At 43.0% G+C, this 17,431-nt stretch carries 13 protein-coding genes; 10 read left to right on the forward strand and 3 right to left on the reverse strand.

Translation table 11 applies throughout. The features are described from left to right. Positions 1 to 141 precede the first annotated feature (141 nt). The 3 genes from ABID27_RS09940 to rpmF all read right to left on the reverse strand — a co-directional run bounded on the left by ABID27_RS09940 (position 142) and on the right by rpmF (position 3,356). Positions 142 to 2,847, reverse strand: coding sequence for a pneumococcal-type histidine triad protein (locus tag ABID27_RS09940; RefSeq protein WP_354281853.1), 2,706 nt, complete (start codon positions 2,845 to 2,847; stop codon positions 142 to 144). A gap of 161 nt (positions 2,848 to 3,008) precedes the next feature. Beyond that, on the reverse strand, positions 3,009 to 3,158 hold the full coding sequence (rpmG, locus tag ABID27_RS09945) for a 50S ribosomal protein L33 (RefSeq protein ID WP_001265622.1): 150 nt from the start codon (positions 3,156 to 3,158) through the stop codon (positions 3,009 to 3,011). 15 nt (positions 3,159 to 3,173) lie between these two features. Continuing rightward, positions 3,174 to 3,356, reverse strand: a complete 183-nt coding sequence (gene rpmF, locus ABID27_RS09950; RefSeq protein WP_018166715.1) for a 50S ribosomal protein L32 — start codon at positions 3,354 to 3,356, stop codon at positions 3,174 to 3,176. Between the two features lie 162 nt (positions 3,357 to 3,518). On the opposite strand from rpmF, the gene ABID27_RS09955 reads away from it, so the two are divergent. The 10 genes from ABID27_RS09955 (at position 3,519) to ABID27_RS10000 (ending at position 17,397) form a co-directional block, all read left to right on the forward strand. Next, positions 3,519 to 4,190, forward strand: coding sequence for a TMEM175 family protein (locus ABID27_RS09955; RefSeq protein WP_354281855.1), 672 nt, complete (start codon positions 3,519 to 3,521; stop codon positions 4,188 to 4,190). A gap of 63 nt (positions 4,191 to 4,253) precedes the next feature. Beyond that, positions 4,254 to 5,531, forward strand: coding sequence for a histidine--tRNA ligase (hisS, locus tag ABID27_RS09960; RefSeq protein ID WP_253366384.1), 1,278 nt, complete (start codon positions 4,254 to 4,256; stop codon positions 5,529 to 5,531). A 263-nt stretch (positions 5,532 to 5,794) separates the two neighbouring features. Beyond that, positions 5,795 to 8,443: a bifunctional acetaldehyde-CoA/alcohol dehydrogenase gene (adhE, locus tag ABID27_RS09965; RefSeq protein ID WP_354281857.1), complete on the forward strand. Its 2,649-nt coding sequence runs from the start codon at positions 5,795 to 5,797 to the stop codon at positions 8,441 to 8,443. Positions 8,444 to 8,578: 135 nt separating this feature from the next. Next, a complete protein-coding gene (locus tag ABID27_RS09970) occupies positions 8,579 to 9,322 on the forward strand; it encodes a hypothetical protein (protein WP_354281859.1) in 744 nt (247 codons plus the stop codon). Positions 9,323 to 9,419: 97 nt separating this feature from the next. Continuing rightward, positions 9,420 to 10,907 (forward strand): threonine synthase, encoded by a 1,488-nt coding sequence (gene thrC, locus ABID27_RS09975; RefSeq protein ID WP_253366381.1) that lies wholly within the window; start codon positions 9,420 to 9,422, stop codon positions 10,905 to 10,907. A gap of 42 nt (positions 10,908 to 10,949) precedes the next feature. Continuing rightward, the gene (locus ABID27_RS09980; protein WP_354281861.1) at positions 10,950 to 12,248 is read left to right on the forward strand and encodes an MATE family efflux transporter; all 1,299 of its coding nucleotides are present in this window, start codon (positions 10,950 to 10,952) and stop codon (positions 12,246 to 12,248) included. 344 nt (positions 12,249 to 12,592) lie between these two features. Then, a complete protein-coding gene (gene uppS / locus ABID27_RS09985) occupies positions 12,593 to 13,351 on the forward strand; it encodes an undecaprenyl pyrophosphate synthase (protein WP_253366379.1) in 759 nt (252 codons plus the stop codon). Between the two features lie 11 nt (positions 13,352 to 13,362). Beyond that, positions 13,363 to 14,169 carry a phosphatidate cytidylyltransferase gene (locus ABID27_RS09990; RefSeq protein WP_354281863.1) on the forward strand — a complete coding sequence of 269 codons (807 nt, stop codon included), beginning with the start codon at positions 13,363 to 13,365 and terminating at the stop codon, positions 14,167 to 14,169. Between the two features lie 9 nt (positions 14,170 to 14,178). Continuing rightward, the gene (rseP, locus tag ABID27_RS09995; protein WP_253366369.1) at positions 14,179 to 15,438 is read left to right on the forward strand and encodes an RIP metalloprotease RseP; all 1,260 of its coding nucleotides are present in this window, start codon (positions 14,179 to 14,181) and stop codon (positions 15,436 to 15,438) included. Between the two features lie 99 nt (positions 15,439 to 15,537). Then, positions 15,538 to 17,397, forward strand: a complete 1,860-nt coding sequence (locus ABID27_RS10000; protein WP_253366367.1) for a proline--tRNA ligase — start codon at positions 15,538 to 15,540, stop codon at positions 17,395 to 17,397. Positions 17,398 to 17,431: the final 34 nt, after the last annotated feature.

Raw genomic sequence — 17,431 nt, forward strand, 5'->3', positions numbered from 1 at the left:
AATTGATAGAGTTGAATCTTATCTTCATAACTTAATTTCATAGAAAAAGCCCCCCATTCGTTAGATTTCTTGTCTAACGAATGGGGGGCAGTTCATTTTGTCAAGGTCTTTTGAGTGATTTTTAGCGCGTGGATTTTATGTCTATGGTGCTAAAAATGGATTTTCTCCGCTTGGTTTAGCAAAGTCATTAGCCGATGCCCCGACAGAGTTGTCGGTGTTGTTAGGCATTGCAAAGTCGTTAGCCGATGATCCAACAGAGTTGCCAGCGTTGTTAGGTGTAGCGAAGTCGTTAGCCGATGCCCCGACAGAGTTGCCAGCGTTGTTAGGTGTAGCGAAGTCGTTAGCCGATGATCCAACAGAGTTGCCAGTATTGTTAGGCATTGCAAAGTCATTAGCCGATGATCCAACAGAGCTGTCGGTATTGTTAGGCATAGCGAAGTCGTTAGCCGATGCCCCGACAGAGTTATCAGTATTGTTAGGCGTTGCGAAGTCGTTGGCTGGCGACCCACTTGGTTTAGTTAAGCCTTTGTCTGGTTTTGGTGCAGTTTTCTTTTCTAAACGCATGTGGTAGACCTTATCTTCTGTCACAGGTTTGTAGTAATCGGCTGGCGCTGTAAAGACGGCGCTTTGGTAATCCTTGGCTGCTTGGATAAATGGGGGTAGGATGTTGGCGTCGGCCAGAGATATTCCTTTTCGTACCAAGTAAACCACTGTTTGTCCTCTACCGGCACGAGAAATGAGTTGTCCTCCTTCGTCGATCTTAAAGGCGACAGCGACATAATTTTTCGGATCATGCCAATAATAATTTGGGTGTCTGTTCGGATCGTGGATGTCGGTAGGATTATTTGGATTTGTTGCGATGTAAGGTCCTAAGTATGGAGCGGTAGAGCCGAAGGCTGCTAGGCTAATCATGGTTGAAACCTTGCTATTCTCATCTTCGCTACCATCGACGATGTTGCGGTATTCGATAAATTCGTAATTCTTATGAGGAACTGGAGTTGGTGCTTCTAGTCCCGCTTGTTTGGCTTGAGCCCAAGTAAGTTGAGGGTTGACATAGAAGGTGAAACCGCCCTGAATTTTATCGCCGAATTTCAAGCGGCCGTTTAGCAGAGTCGTGTACTTCACAGGTACATAGTGGCTGACGTCAATATCTCGCACATCATCATTTGGAGTGTAGACAGCTTTTGTTGGCTGTTTTCTAACCCGGTCAAAGTCAACGTAGTAGGCTTGGTGCTCTCTTGGTATTTTTCCTGATTTTGGTAGATCGGCGCTCCATCCCTTGAAGACATTTCCCTTGAGAGTGACGGCTTTAGGACGCGTGATGTGCAAATCTTCCCAATTAAGGTCTTTGCGGACCAGATAGTAGACCCGTTTTGTTTGTTTACCATCAACTTCAAAATTCCCGTAATCACTATTGGTGCTAAATGTCAGCAGGACGAAATTTTTAATACCAGCTGGATGGAATGTGTCAACGACACCTTTTCGTGTCAAACTCACTTTAGAATTTTCTGTGAACAAGGGACCGTAGACCAGTTGATTCTCCACTTCCAAGTTGGTAGACTCTGTCTTGACATCCCTTTCTGGATCATCTGGCAACTGTGGGTCGATTTTGTAAATGTGGGCGTGGTCACCATGGCGAACGCTCATGTAGTTGCCTTCGACGGTGATATCTTCGCGGTTGACTTTGAAACGCTCCATGTATTCTTTTATCAAGCGTTCTTTTCGGTCTTCAAAACTTTCACCATCTATAAAGTCAGGTTGTGGCTCGAACGGGTCAGTAAATGGTTTGGAAGCATCGATTGGTTCAGCGTGGAAGTGATTTCCATGGGGGTAGAGAATTTGGTTTTTCTTTTGATCAATGGAAATCTTATCACGACTCAAACCGTATTCCTGCATGATTTTTTTGATTTTTTCTTCTATTTTTTGTTCAAATATAGGCGTAATAGTTTTTTCAGGTTCGTTTGGTTTATCCTGAGGCTTACCTTTGTATGCAGCTCTAGCTTTTTCGAGGTATTCCTTTGGAATCAAATTTTCCCACTGGGTATTGACTAGTTGGTAATAGGGAATGGCATGAATATCGTTTCGATTTCCATTGTGTGCTACCAAAAGACCAAAATCATTCTTGTCGATGACATGTTTTCCGTCAAATAAGAAATGGTCGTCAGTCGCGAAATGGATGCCAGGGTATTCTTGTTTACCAGCGGGTTTATGCTGCTGTGTGCCGGTCTGGGTATGGTGCGACGTTCCATTTCCCGCGTGTGTTGGACGGTATTGCGGAGCAATAGGTGTGGCCTGATGAGAAGGCGAAACTGTAGCTGGTCCTGCTTGGTTCAGGCTACTTTTTAAAATGTAGTGGTAGTGGTCACCGTGGCGTACGGTGTAGCCATTCGCATCCTCCGCTACGATATCCTTTGGATTGAACACATAGCCGTCCCCGGTCTGACTGGCAGATTGGTTTCCGACTTGCCTTGACTGAGTCTTGTTTGTAGCTGATTTTTTATCCTTATAGTCCTTGGGCACGAGGTAATCCCACTTTGTCCCTTTTAAATCAGAGTAGAATAAAAAGTGACTGTGGTTACCATGCTTGACGACAAGTCCCTCATCAGTTTTTGTCTCAATCTGCGACTCGCTGCTAAATAAAAAACCATCATCCGTCGCCGTATCAATTCCAGGAATTTCCTTTTTCTGCGCCTTTTCTGTCTTTGCTTTAGACGCTTTTTTCTCCACCTTGTGAGTCTTTGAATGCTCAGTTTTAGGAGAATTGGAGTGGTGTTGGCAGGCTGTCAACGTTAGCTGGCAACTTAAGGCAATACCTATGACAGCTAACAATCGTTTGTTGTGTTTCATCGAAATCTATCCCTCCTTTAAAACAATTGATCTCAAATCATTAACTAGTTAATTATACAGCCGGTTAAGGAAAATGTCAACGATGATAGGAGGTGGATAGTTTTAAAAATGCAAAATAAAAAACCTAGAAACAATAGTTTCAAGGCTTTTCTTGTTTTCAATTATTTAACTTCAGTAAAAACTACGTGTTTACGCAATTTTGGTGAGTATTTTTTCAATTGAAGACGGTCTGGAGTGTTACGTTTGTTTTTTGAAGTAAGGTACAAGCGTTCACCAGATTCTTTGTGTTCAAGTGTAATATTTACGCGCATGGTATCTCCCTTCTATTATTCAGCTGAAGCTGCTTTTTCGATTTTACGTCCTTTGTAGTATCCTTTCAGTGATACACGGTGTGAACGTGAGTAATCTCCAGTAGTTTCGTCAAATTTTACAGTTGGAGCTGCTACTTTGTAGTGAGTGCGACGTTTGTTTTTCTTCGCTTTTGAAGTGCGACGTGCAGGTACTGCCATTTTTAAGTCTTCCTTTCGATGTATAAGTTTTGTTTTTTTACCAACTGTAATAGAATATCATATTTTTTTTGTAAAGTAAAGTTACTTGACACTTTTTTTGAGAAATATTTTGCAATTTGAAGGGCAAGTGGTAAGATAGACTAAGATTTAGGAGGAAAAATTGTGACGAAACGATTAAAAGAACGCTTTGATACGCTGAGCGATGCCATTATCGCAATTGTGATGACTATTTTGGTGTTGGAAATTAAACTCCCGACCAGTATGGCTGGCCTTCCGCATTTTGCCTATGCAGTGGGATTGTTTTTGGTATCATTTGTAATTATCTTTAATTTTTGGTATCGCCGGACCATAATTATGAGTGTAGCTGAAGAAGTGACCTATGATGCATTTGCCCGCGATGTGATTGCTCATATGATGTTGTCGCTCTTTCCATTGGCGACGAAGATGTTGGTCGAATTTGACCAAAAATGGGTTCCGATTTTATTTTTTGGTCTTATTAACTTTGTGACAGCCTTTCTAATGAGTTGGATTACACTCAATTTAACAGTACGAAATGCCAAGGCTGAACACCAAGAACAACTGGGGAAAATCAAGGAATTTTACAAAAATCGAATGATCATGATTGCTGTGACAGACCTGTTAACCATGGTTGTAGCACTGCTCTTCAATCAAGTAGGGATTTTCATCTTCCTCCTGTCGCCCTTTGTTGAGTTTTGGAGTTACTACAAGCGGGGTGTTATATTTGAAACCTTTGAAGGTCAGGGTGGACGATTTGAACATTTTATAGAAGAAAAGGAAAGGGGAAGAAGTGAAAAGAGGGGCTTTAAAGGCTAGTCATCTATCAGCTCTGTCATTTTTATGATAAAATATAGAAAATAGTTTAGGAGAGGATAGCAAATGAAATTACAAAAACCAAAAGGGACACAGGATATCTTACCGCAGGAAGCTGCCAAGTGGCAATATGTGGAACAAGTTGTACGTGATACCTTTAAAAAGTACAATTATGGGGAAATCCGTACGCCCATGTTTGAGCACTACGAAGTGATTAGCCGTTCTGTAGGGGATACGACAGATATTGTAACCAAGGAAATGTATGATTTCTACGATAAGGGAGAGCGCCACATTACCCTTCGTCCGGAAGGAACTGCACCGGTTGTGCGTTCATTTGTAGAGAACAAATTTTTTGCACCTGAGGTTCAAAAACCAGTTAAGCTCTATTATATCGGCTCTATGTTTCGTTATGAACGTCCGCAAGCTGGTCGTTTACGTGAATTCCACCAAGTTGGTGTAGAGGCTTTTGGCTCAAAAAATCCAGCAACTGATGTGGAAACTATTGCCATGGCTTACCAACTTTTCAATGACTTAGGCATCAAAGATATCACACTCCACCTGAATACCTTGGGTTCTAGTGCAACTCGTGCAGCCTACCGTCAGGCTTTGATTGACTATTTGATACCGATGCGTGAGTCACTTTCAAAAGACAGTCAGCGTCGCTTAGATGAAAATCCATTGCGCGTTTTGGACTCTAAGGAAAAGGAAGATAAGATTGCGGTTGAGAATGCACCATCTATCTTGGATTATCTAGATGAAGAGAGCCGAGCGCATTTTGATGCTGTACGTGGTATGTTAGAGACTCTACAGATTCCTTATGTGATTGATACCAATATGGTGCGTGGTCTGGACTATTATAACCATACGATTTTTGAATTCATGGCTCAGGTTGATAAGACCGAGTTGACCATTTGTGCAGGCGGTCGCTATGATGGATTGGTTGAGTATTTCGGTGGACCAGAAACACCAGGATTTGGATTTGGACTCGGTCTGGAGCGCCTCTTGTTGGTCTTGGACAAGCAAGGAATTGCTCTTCCAGTTGATGAGGAGATGGATCTCTACATTGCTGTCTTGGGAGATGCAGCAAATGCGAAAGCCTTGGAATTGGTGCAAGCTGTACGCCAGCAAGGATTTAACGCAGAACGTGACGTTCTCGGACGCAAAATCAAAGCCCAATTCAAATCAGCAGACAGCTTCAAAGCCCGCTTTATCCTAACCTTGGGTGAAAGCGAAGTCGAAGCCGGTCGTGTGACCATTAAAAACAACAGCACCCGACAAGAAATCGAAGCTAGTTTTGAAGAAATCACATCCGACTTAGCAAGTGTGCTTGAAAAAATAAATTAAAATACAGGGATTTCCCTGTATTTTTTCTATTTCAGGAGTTTGTTCATTTGTGAAATAAAAAAACTTTGAGAAAAAAATCACAATGTCAAAATAAAAAGTAAAGCCTAGTCAATGTTTTGAGAGAAGTTTCACAAAGTTTTTGGAATGATTTTGTGAAATATTTAACAAACGCTTTACAAAGGCAATGAAAAGGTGTACAATATAATTGTGAAAAAGTTAACAAGAATAAAGTTAACGGGAAAATAATTTTGGAGGAAACCCAAATGGCTGATAAAACAGTATCACCTGAAGAAAAATTACAAGCTGCACAAGCTCACGTAGACGAATTGGTACAAAAAGGTCTTGTTGCCCTTGACGAGTTCCGTAAACTCAATCAAGAGCAAGTAGACTACATTGTGGCAAAGGCTTCTGTAGCTGCCCTTGATGCACATGGTATCTTGGCAGAACATGCTGTTCGTGAAACAGGACGCGGTGTTTTTGAAGACAAAGCAACTAAAAACCTCTTTGCCTGTGAACATGTTGTGAATAACATGCGTGGTGTGAAGACAGTAGGCGTTATCGAAGATGACCCAATCACAGGATTGACAAAAATTGCTGAACCAGTCGGTGTCATTTGTGGGGTAACACCAACAACTAACCCAACATCTACAGCAATCTTCAAATCATTGATTGCCCTTAAAACACGTAATCCAATCGTATTTGGTTTCCACCCATCAGCTCAAGAATCTTCAGCTCACGCAGCTCAAATCGTTCGTGATGCGGCTATTGCAGCAGGTGCTCCTGAAAACTGTATCCAATGGATTTCTGAACCATCTATTGAAGCTACAAATGCTCTTATGAACCACGACGGTATCGCAACAATCCTTGCGACTGGTGGTAATGCCATGGTGCGTGCAGCTTACTCATGTGGGAAACCAGCCCTTGGTGTAGGTGCAGGTAACGTTCCTGCCTATGTTGAAAAATCAGCTGACATCCGTCAAGCAGCTCACGATATCGTTATGTCTAAATCATTTGACAACGGTATGGTTTGTGCGTCTGAACAAGCGGTTATCATCGACAAAGAAATCTATGACGAATTTGTTGCTGAATTCAAATCTTACAAAACTTACTTTGTAAACAAAAAAGAAAAAGCTCTTCTTGAAGAATTCTGCTTTGGCGTAAAAGGAACAAGCAAGAACTGTGCAGGCGCTAAATTGAATCCAAACATCGTTGGTAAACCAGCAGCTTGGATTGCAGAGCAAGCAGGATTTACAGTTCCTGAAGGAACAAACATCTTGGCTGCCGAATGTGCTGAAGTTGGTGAAAAAGAGCCACTTACTCGTGAAAAATTGTCTCCAGTTATCGCAGTCTTGAAAGCTGAAGATACAGAAGACGGTCTTAAAAAAGCACGTCAAATGGTTGAGTTCAATGGTCTTGGTCACTCAGCTGCTATCCATACAAAAGACGAAGCTCTTGCAAAACGTTTCGGTACTGAAATGAAAGCAATGCGTATCATCTGGAATTCACCTTCTACATTTGGTGGTATCGGTGACGTTTACAACGCATTCTTGCCATCATTGACACTTGGATGTGGTTCATATGGACGCAACTCAGTTGGTGATAACGTATCTGCTATCAACCTTCTTAACATCAAGAAAGTAGGGAAACGTAGAAATAATATGCAATGGTTTAAAGTTCCTTCAAAAATCTATTTCGAACGTAACTCAATCCAATACCTCCAAACATGTGAAGGCATTGAACGTGTTATGATTGTCACTGACAAATCTATTGAAAAACTTGGATTTGTGCAACGTGTTATTGACCAATTGAACCTTCGTAAGAACAAGGTAACTGTTCAAGTCTTCTCAGATGTTGAACCAGATCCAGACATCACAACAATCCGTCGTGGTACAGAAGTGATGCGTCAATTTGAACCAGATACAATCATCGCTCTTGGTGGTGGTTCACCAATGGATGCTGCTAAAGGTATGTGGATGTTCTACGAACAACCAGAAGTAGACTTTGGCGACCTCGTTCAAAAATTCATGGATATCCGTAAACGTGCCTTCAAATTCCCAGCACTTGGTAAGAAAGCTAAATACATTGGTATCCCAACTACATCTGGTACAGGGTCAGAGGTAACACCATTTGCCGTTGTTTCTGACAAAGCAAACAACCGTAAATACCCACTTGCTGACTACGCTTTGACACCAACGATTGCTATCGTAGACCCAGCCTTGGTTGAATCAGTACCTGGCTTTATCGCCGCCGATACTGGTATGGACGTATTGACTCACGCAACTGAAGCTTATACTTCTAACTTTGCCAACGACTATACTGACGGTATTGCCCTTCAAGCCATCAAACTGGTCTTCCAGTATCTCAAAAAATCAGTTCTTGAGTCTGACCCTGAAGCACGCGAAAAAATGCATAACGCCTCTACAATGGCTGGTATGGCCTTCGCCAACGCCTTCCTTGGTATGAGTCACTCAATGGCTCATAAGATTGGTGGGGTTCACCATACTGTTCACGGACGTACAAACGCAATCTTGCTTCCATACGTTATCCGTTACAACGGTACTCGCCCATCTAAGACGACTACATGGCCTAAATACAACTACTGGAAAGCAGATGAAAAATTCCAAGACATCGCTCGTATGTTAGGCCTTCCTTGCTCAACTCCAGAAGAAGCGGTTGAAGCGTACGCCAAAGCTGTTTATGACCTCGGTGTTGCTGTTGGTATCAAGATGAACTTCAAAGACCAAGGTATTGATGAAAAAGTATGGAAAGATAGCTTGCATGAAATTGCTCTTCTTGCTTACGAAGACCAATGTTCACCAGCTAACCCACGCTTGCCAATGGTTGCAGACATGGAAGAAATCATGGCAGATGCATACTACGGTTACGCAGAACGTCCAGGACGTCGCAAATAAATTTCGATTCTCTAATATTATTTAGTTCCCCACCAAGCGTTGCAAAACGTAAGGTAACAAGGCCTCTACTTAAAAGTAGAGGTTTTTGTTTTTTAAATATGCTATAATAAACTCATCATAAAAAATGAGGAGAATATGATGGAAAATATGGAAAACGAAGTAACACAAGAGCTGGCAAAGAAAAAGAGCCCTCTCAAGTGGATTTTAGGAATTCTTGCGGCAGTCGTGATTTGTATCGGGGCGGGAACAGCTTTTTGGTATAACTCAGGTGACATTTCAGGGACTTGGCGCAGCCCATCCTTGGAAAAAGAATTGATGACCACATTGACGAAAGAAACGGGTGATTTTTCAGAAATCGGGCTCAAACCCACGGATTTGTTCAAAGACCCACAAGTTACCTTGGCCGTAAAAGACAAGAAAGTAACTATTACAGTAGCCTACAAAGTGGATAGCACAGCTTTTGGGACAGCTTACACAAAAATGGTCGAAAAAGAGTACCAAAATATTTTAGCTGAGGCAGAGAAGACGGCTTCTCAGTACAATGTTTCAAAAGAGGAAGTCTTGAAGCAAGGGTATGGTGCAGAGTATGAAAAAACGATCAAAGCTCTATTCCCGACAGAAGAAAAAGCTATTGAAGAGTTCAATAAAAGCATCCTCCAAAATGCAGAAAAGGAAGGAGCAAAATTTGATAGCAAGACAGGTATGGTAACTGCTAGTGAAGCAGCGGGGCAAGTGAATCAACTCCTGCATATCATCTCAGGTAGCTCAGATGGGAAAAAAGTGGGTCTTGAAAATTTCAGCTTCAGTAAATACAACCGTTCAGGGGACAAATTGACCTTTGAGGGGAAAAAAGAATACAAGTTTGTTTTGGATAAATAAAAGAAAGCACCTGTTTATAGGTGCTTTTTGTGAATTTTTATAAATTTTCTGACATTTTATGGTACAATAGAAAAAATGAAGTGGAAGAGGTGCATATATGACATTGGTCTATCAATCAACTCGTGATGAAAACAATAAAGTAACAGCCAGTCAGGCGATTTTACAAGGTTTGGCAACAGATGGTGGTCTCTTCACCCCAACCAGCCTACCAGAAGTTCAGTTGGATTTTAATCAGTTGCAAAATGCTTCTTATCAAGAAGTGGCAAAGCTGGTTTTGTCTGCTTTTTTGGATGATTTCACGGAAGAAGAGCTGGATTATTGTATCTCACATGCTTATGATGAAAAGTTTGATACACCGGTCATTGCACCAGTTGTCAAAGTTGGGCAACATTACAATTTGGAGTTGTTCCACGGGTCAACCATTGCTTTCAAGGACATGGCCCTGTCTATTCTGCCTTATCTTTTGACTACATCGGCGAAAAAGCAAGGAGTGGACAATAAAATTGTCATTTTGACAGCGACTTCGGGCGATACTGGAAAAGCAGCTATGGCTGGATTTGCGGATGTCCCAGGAACAGAAATTATCGTCTTTTATCCAGACGGTGCAGTCAGCAAGATTCAAGAATTGCAGATGACGACCCAGACGGGTGACAATACGCATGTAGTGGCGATCAGAGGGAACTTTGATGATGCCCAGACAGATGTCAAGCGGATGTTTAACGACGAGGCTTTACGGGCTAAGCTCTTGGCAAATGGGGCTCAGTTCTCATCGGCCAACTCCATGAATGTTGGTCGCTTGGTGCCACAGGTGGTTTACTATGTTTATGCCTATGCTCAGATGGTCAAGTCAGGAGTCATTCGCGCGGGAGAGAAAATAAACATCACTGTCCCAACAGGGAATTTTGGCAATATCTTGGCAGCCTACTACGCTCGCCAAATCGGTCTGCCAGTCCACAAGTTGATCTGTGCTTCAAATGAAAATAAGGTCTTGACAGACTTCTTTGCGACAGGAACTTATGATAAAAAACGAGAATTCAAGGTGACGACTAGTCCGTCTATGGATATCTTGGTTTCATCAAACTTGGAACGCTTGATTTTCCATTTGGTGGGCAACGATGCAGCTGCTACTAAAGAATTGATGACTTCCTTGTCTGAAAACGGGGAGTACAGCTTGCCGCAAGTGGATCAAGAAATTCTAGATTTATTTGCTGCTGGTTATGCTAGCGAAGCTGCGACGGCTCGTGAGATGAAGCAAGTATTTGATGAGGCGGACTACGTGGAAGATCCACATACAGCAGTTGCCTCAGCAGTTTATCGTGCCTATCGTGTAGAAACTGGTGACGAGACTCCGACCTTGATTGCGTCTACAGCCAGTCCCTATAAATTCCCTCGGGTGGTAGTTGAGTCTATTACAGGACAAAATCCGGCGGATGATTTTGCGGCAGTTGCTGAATTGGAAACTGTATCGGGAGTGGCGCAACCTCTTGCCGTGCGCGGTTTAGAAAATGCTCCAGTTCGTCACACGACGGTGGTGGAAACAAGAGAGATGCAGGCTGAAGTGGAAGCCTATCTTGGCTTAAAATAAAATAGGGGTCTGGGTGGAAGCTTGGGCCTCATTTTTGATAGAATGGGAGTTGTAGTGCAGATAAGAAAGATTTTACAGCTGGCATTGCCAGTCATGGCGGAAAATTTTCTACAGATGTTGATGGGAATGGTAGATGGCTACTTGGTTGCCTTTTTGGGTCTAGCCACGATTTCAGGCGTCTCGGTTGCTAATAACATCCTCAGTATTTATCAAGCCATTTTTCTTGCTTTTGGGGCGGCCATTTCAGCTCTAGTAGCACAAAAATATGGCCAGAAAGACCAAGAACAGTTAGCGGGTCAAGCGGGTCAAGCTCTCTTTTTGACATTTCTAGTGAGTCTTGTTCTGGGGCTGCTGTCTATTGTCGGGGGAGAGCGTCTATTGCTGCTCCTTGGGACGGATGCGGATGTGGCTCGAGTAGGCGGTCTTTACCTAGCACTGGTAGGTGGTGGGATTATTTTCTTGGGGCTGATGACGAGTCTGGGGAGCATTTTGAGGGCGAGCGGGCATGCACAATTGCCCATGTATGTCAGTCTTCTGAGCAATGTAATCAATGTTGTTTTGTCGGCAGTGTTTGTATTTGTTTTCAAAGGTGGTGTCGTGGGTGTAGCCATCGGAACCTTGCTAGCGCGTGCGTTGGCTGTTGCGATTTTATGGCGACAGTTGCCGATAAAGCCAGACAAGCTCTTTTTTAACATTCATCGCGACTTGGTAGAATTGGCCTTGCCTGCTGCTGGTGAGCGTCTGATGATGCGGGCGGGAGATGTTGTGATTGTCGCCTTGATTGTATCCTTGGGGACAGCGGTGGTCGCTGGAAATGCGATTGGGGAGACCTTGATCCAGTTTAATTATATGCCCGGGATGGGGATTGCAACAGCGACGGTCATCCTGGTGGCCAATGCGCGTGGACAGGGAAAGGAAGAAGAGGTAGCCGCTATCATTCGTTGGAGTTTTCTTTTGGCACTGGGTTTAATGGCTGTGACGTCTTGTCTGATTTTCTTTTTAGGACCGTGGTTGACAGGTTTTTACACGACTGATCAGGTAGCGATAAAGGCGAGCTTGCTCGTGACTCTGTATTCATTTTTAGGGATTCCTGCTACTGCAGGGACCTTGATTTATACCGCTTTTTGGCAAGGTTATGGGAACGCCAAACTTCCTTTTTATGCTACAAGTTTGGGCATGTGGGTGGTTCGGATTGGCCTTGGCTATGTCTTGACTCGGGTCTGGTTCCTGGGGTTAGCAGGGGTATGGATTGCTACCATTGCAGACAATGTATTTCGGTGGGCGTTTTTGTATTTTCTTTCCTTAAGAAAGTTTAAGATTTCTTTAAGGGAAAAGCTATAAAATAAATACATCTTTTTCATATATCTCCTGAAAGGTGGCTCGGTTGGGCTGTCTTTCTTTGTTATTTGTATGATTGTCCGTTTCAGTTTTCTTTTAGAAATTCTTCAGAAAAGATTAAGCTTGTCCTTATATACTAAGTTCAATCCTAAAATTTTCACCGACAAAGTCGGTATCCATATCTGTAAATTGCTAAAGCAATAACAGCTATGTATCTCTTCATAAATCTCCTAGAGAATCACCTGACGAATGTTGGGTGATTTTCTTTGCGCTCTTGGCAAGTAGCGGTTTTGTTCATTTGTTGGAAGTATGATATAATAAAATGATTATATTATAGAGGAAATGCTATGTTTACCTTTGGGTTTAATAAGAAAAAAGAAAAAATACGGGCTGCTCTTGAAGTGCCGAAACATATTGCCATTATTATGGATGGAAATGGTCGGTGGGCAAAGAAACGCTTGCAACCACGTGTTATGGGGCACAAAGCTGGAATGGATGCCTTGCAGATTGTCACAAAAGCTGCTTCAGATATGGGTGTACGTGTACTGACGGTCTACGCCTTTTCAACTGAAAACTGGACGCGTCCTGAAAAAGAAGTCAAGTTCATCATGAATTTGCCAGTTGAATTTTATGACAAGTATGTCCCTGAATTGCATGCAAATAATGTTAAAATTCAGATGATTGGAGACCATTGTCGTTTGCCGGAAGCAACGAAAGATGCCTTGTTTAAAGCAGAAGAAAAAACCAAGCACAATACTGGTTTGATTTTGAATTTTGCCTTAAATTACGGTGGACGTGATGAGTTGGCTCAGGCTATGCGGATGATTGCTCAAGATATTTTGGATGCTAAGTTTAATCCGGGAGATATTGACGAAAAAGTCATCGCGGATTATCTCTACACTGGTGTTTTACCAGCAAAATATCGTGATCCGGACTTGGTGATTCGGACGAGTGGTGAGCTTAGACTTAGTAATTTTTTACCTTGGCAAACAGCCTATAGTGAACTTTATTTTACAGATATTGCCTGGCCGGATTTTGATGAGAAAGCCTTGCAGGCTGCTATTTTAGAGTACAATCGTCGTCACCGTCGGTTTGGTGGGATTTAAGGAGAAGAAGGATGTCTAAGGATTTACAAAAACGTGTTGTATTTGGGGGGATTGCCCTGGCTATTTTTATCCCCTTCTTGTTGATGGGAGGAGTTCCCTTCCAACTCTTAATCGGTTTACTGGCCATGATTGGAACCTCTGAATTGATTAAAATGCATGGTCTGGCTCCCAATTCTATCGAAGGTATGTTGGCTATGCTGGGTGCCTTGGTTTTGACCTTACCTATGCAGGATTATATTCCATTTTTGCCGACAGATGGTAGCTACACAGCTTTTGCCATTATTGTCTTCTTGCTTTTGGGATCAACAGTCTTTAATATTGGGAAATATGATTACTCACAAGTCGTGTTTCCGATTGCCTCTAGTTTTTATGTCGGAATTGGTTTTCACAACCTGATTTCAGCTCGTATGGATAGTTTCGGGAAGGTCTTGTTTGCCCTCTTTATCGTGTGGGCGACGGATATCGGTGCTTATATGATTGGCCGTCAGATTGGTCGTCGCAAATTGATGCCTAAGGTTTCACCCAATAAAACAGTTGAAGGTTTTCTTGGCGGAATTGCGTCAGCAGTGGTTGTATCCGTGATTTACATGCTGGTTGATAAGACAGTGATGGCGGGTCATTCCTTTGTAACCATGCTCTTCTTGGTAGCGATTTTCTCAGTATTTGGTCAATTCGGAGACTTGGTGGAAAGTGCCATCAAACGTCATTTTGGTGTGAAGGATTCAGGAAAGTTAATTCCTGGACACGGTGGTATTTTGGACCGTTTTGATAGTATGATGTTTGTCTTCCCAATCATGCATTTCTTTGGTTTATTTTAAGGAGAATCTATGAAGGGACTTATTGCATTTATTTTTATCTTTGGTGTTATCGTTATCGTTCATGAATTTGGGCATTTCTATTTTGCAAAAAAATCAGGAATCCTCGTGCGTGAATTTGCGATTGGAATGGGCCCGAAAATCTTTTCCCATATCGGCAAAGACGGAACAGCCTACACCATCCGTATCTTGCCTCTCGGTGGTTATGTTCGTATGGCGGGCTGGGGCGAAGACACGACAGAAATCAAAACCGGAACGCCTGCCAGCTTGACCTTGGACCAAAATGGTGTGGTGACCCGTATCAATCTATCTGGAAAGCAAGTGGCAGATAATAGCCTTCCCATGAATGTGATGAGCTTTGACTTTGAAGACAAGCTGGAAATCATTGGCCTGGTGCTCGAAGAAAGTCGGACTTACAAGGTGGATCACGACGCGACTATCATCGAAGAGGATGGAACGGAAGTGCGGATTGCACCGCTAGACGTCCAGTACCAAAATGCTTCTATCTGGGGACGCCTCATCACAAACTTTGCAGGTCCTATGAATAATTTCATTCTTGGATTTGTGGCTTTTCTACTCTTAATCTTCATGCAGGGTGGTGTTGCCAACCCGTCGACAAATACCATTTCGGTAGTCGAAGGCGGAGCTCTGCAGGCTGCTGGAGTTGTATCTGGTGATAAGATTTTGTCTATCGAAGGACAAAAGACGGCCAATTACACTGAAATTGCCAATACCGTTGCTGAGGCGACAAAGGATGCTAAAGCAGCCCCGACATTGGCACTGGTCGTGCAGCATGGGGGACAAGAAAAGGAACTTGCGGTTAAGACCAAAAAATCAGGAAGCAACTATTATCTGGGTGTTTCCCCGAGCTTAAAAACAGGCTTCCTTGATAAAGTGACAGGTGCCTTGCTACAAACTGGTGATACGGCTTTGACGGTTATCAAGGCTCTGAAAAATCTCATCGCACGTTTTGATATCAATAAATTGGGCGGACCCGTTGCCATCTTTAATGTCAGCTCACAAGCTGCTCAAAACGGCTTTGACTCGGTGCTCCTGCTCCTTGCTAGCTTGTCTATTAACTTGGGGATTTTCAATTTGATTCCGATTCCGGCTTTGGACGGCGGAAAAATTGTCATGAACCTCATCGAAGCTATTCGCAGAAAACCTCTCAAACAAGAAGTCGAAAGCTACATCACACTTGCCGGAGTGGTGGTTATGGTCGTCTTGATGATTGCTGTGACTTGGAATGATATTATGCGTGTCTTCTTCTAATTTCTCTGATTTATTATTTGAAACCTATTGAAAGGAATCTCACTCGACAGAAAGTCTAGCAAACTGTTGCAGCTCTCGATTGTCGGGATTATGTACATTATGAAACAATCAAAAATGCTTATTCCAACGCTACGTGAAATGCCTAGCGATGCTCAAGTTATCAGCCACGCCCTCTTGTTGCGTGCTGGTTATGTCCGCCAAATCTCTGCTGGTATCTACAGTTACTTGCCACTTGCCAACCGCGTGATTGAAAAGGCAAAAACTATCATGCGCGAAGAGTTTGATAAGATTGGTGCGGTTGAATTTTTAGCGCCAGCTCTTTTGTCGGCTGATATCTGGCGTGAATCTGGGCGTTACGACACTTACGGTGATGACCTTTACAAGTTGAAAAACCGTGAAGGTTCAGACTTTATCTTGGGACCAACTCATGAAGAAACAGTGACTTTGTTGGCGCGTGATGCTATCCAATCTTACAAACAGTTGCCGCTCAACATTTACCAAATTCAACCAAAATACCGTGATGAAAAACGTCCTCGTAATGGTTTGCTCCGCGGTCGTGAGTTCATCATGAAAGATGGGTATTCATTCCACGCTAATTATGAAAGCTTGGATGAGACCTACGATGACTACAAACGTGCCTATGAAGCGATTTTCACACGTAGCGGACTTGATTTCAAGGCCATTATCGGTGATGGTGGTGCCATGGGTGGTAAGGATAGCCAAGAGTTTATGGCTATCACTCCAGACCGCACTGACTTGGACCGTTGGGTTGTTTTAGATAAGTCAGTTGCCTCTTTCGACGAAATTCCGGCAGATGTCTTGGAAGAAATCAAGGCAGAATTGCTCAAATGGTCTGTATCTGGTGAAGATACGATTGCTTATTCGACAGAATCTGACTACGCAGCCAATCTTGAAATGGCAACAAATGAGTACAAACCATCTACAAAAGTTGTTGCGGAAGAGGACTTGGTCAAGGTCGAAACACCTGACTGCAAATCAATTGATGAAGTGGCTGCATTCTTGAAGGTTGCAGAAGAAGAGACAATCAAAACCATGCTCTTCATGGCAGATGAAAAACCTGTTGTGGTACTTCTTGTTGGCAACGACCAAGTGAACGATGTGAAATTGAAAAACCACTTGGCTGCAGACTTTTTGGATGTAGCAACAGAAGTGGCTGCTGAAAAACTATTTGGGGCAAACTTTGGCTCACTTGGTCCAGTTGGCTTGCCAGAAGACGTGACGGTCATTGCAGACCGCAAAGTGGCTGATGTGAAAAATGCAGTTGTCGGTGCCAATGAAAATGGCTTCCATTACACTGGTGCAAATGCAGGTCGTGACTTCCAAGTGACGGAATATGTGGATATCCGCGAAGTAAAAGAAGGCGAAATTTCTCCAGATGGAAAAGGTGTCTTGAACTTTGCCCGCGGTATTGAGATTGGGCATATCTTCAAGCTTGGCACACGCTATACAGATAGCATGAATGCAAATATCTTGGATGAAAATGGTCGCTCTATGTCTATTATCATGGGCTGTTACGGAATCGGTGTTAGCCGTCTCTTGTCAGCTGTCTTGGAACAACATGCTCGTCTCTTCGTGAATAAGACACCAAAAGGTGACTTCCGTTTTGCATGGGGAATCAACTTCCCTAAAGAATTGGCGCCGTTTGATGTCCACCTCATCCCTGTCAATATCAAGGACGAAGCTGCTATGGCATTGACAAGCCAAATCGAAGCAAGCTTGGTTGGTGCAGGTTATGAAGTCTTGACAGACGACCGTAACGAACGTGTTGGATCTAAATTCTCAGATAGCGACTTGATTGGTTTGCCAATCCGTGTGACAGTTGGTAAGAAAGCCGCTGACGGTATTGTTGAAGTGAAAATCAAAGGAAGTGGTGATACCGTGGAAGTTCACGTGGACCAACTTCTTGAAACCTTGCAAATTTTGACGCAAGAACAGTAAGATCATGAAAGAGAGTGGGATGATATCCTCTCTC

The sequence above is a fragment of the Streptococcus gallinaceus genome (assembly GCF_040545695.1).
In the GTDB taxonomy this organism is placed as follows: Bacteria; Bacillota; Bacilli; order Lactobacillales; family Streptococcaceae; genus Streptococcus; species Streptococcus gallinaceus.

Excerpts from the sequence above, each read along its gene's own strand:
- ABID27_RS09940 (WP_354281853.1), bottom strand. The coding sequence starts at position 2,847 with ATGAAACACAACAAACGATTGTTAGCTGTCATAGGTATTGCCTTAAGT.
- rpmG (WP_001265622.1), bottom strand. The coding sequence starts at position 3,158 with ATGCGCGTAAATATTACACTTGAACACAAAGAATCTGGTGAACGCTTG.
- rpmF (WP_018166715.1), bottom strand. The coding sequence starts at position 3,356 with ATGGCAGTACCTGCACGTCGCACTTCAAAAGCGAAGAAAAACAAACGT.
- hisS (WP_253366384.1), top strand. The coding sequence starts at position 4,254 with ATGAAATTACAAAAACCAAAAGGGACACAGGATATCTTACCGCAGGAA.
- adhE (WP_354281857.1), top strand. The coding sequence starts at position 5,795 with ATGGCTGATAAAACAGTATCACCTGAAGAAAAATTACAAGCTGCACAA.
- ABID27_RS09970 (WP_354281859.1), top strand. The coding sequence starts at position 8,579 with ATGATGGAAAATATGGAAAACGAAGTAACACAAGAGCTGGCAAAGAAA.
- thrC (WP_253366381.1), top strand. The coding sequence starts at position 9,420 with ATGACATTGGTCTATCAATCAACTCGTGATGAAAACAATAAAGTAACA.
- ABID27_RS09980 (WP_354281861.1), top strand. The coding sequence starts at position 10,950 with ATGGGAGTTGTAGTGCAGATAAGAAAGATTTTACAGCTGGCATTGCCA.
- uppS (WP_253366379.1), top strand. The coding sequence starts at position 12,593 with ATGTTTACCTTTGGGTTTAATAAGAAAAAAGAAAAAATACGGGCTGCT.
- ABID27_RS09990 (WP_354281863.1), top strand. The coding sequence starts at position 13,363 with ATGTCTAAGGATTTACAAAAACGTGTTGTATTTGGGGGGATTGCCCTG.
- rseP (WP_253366369.1), top strand. The coding sequence starts at position 14,179 with ATGAAGGGACTTATTGCATTTATTTTTATCTTTGGTGTTATCGTTATC.
- ABID27_RS10000 (WP_253366367.1), top strand. The coding sequence starts at position 15,538 with ATGAAACAATCAAAAATGCTTATTCCAACGCTACGTGAAATGCCTAGC.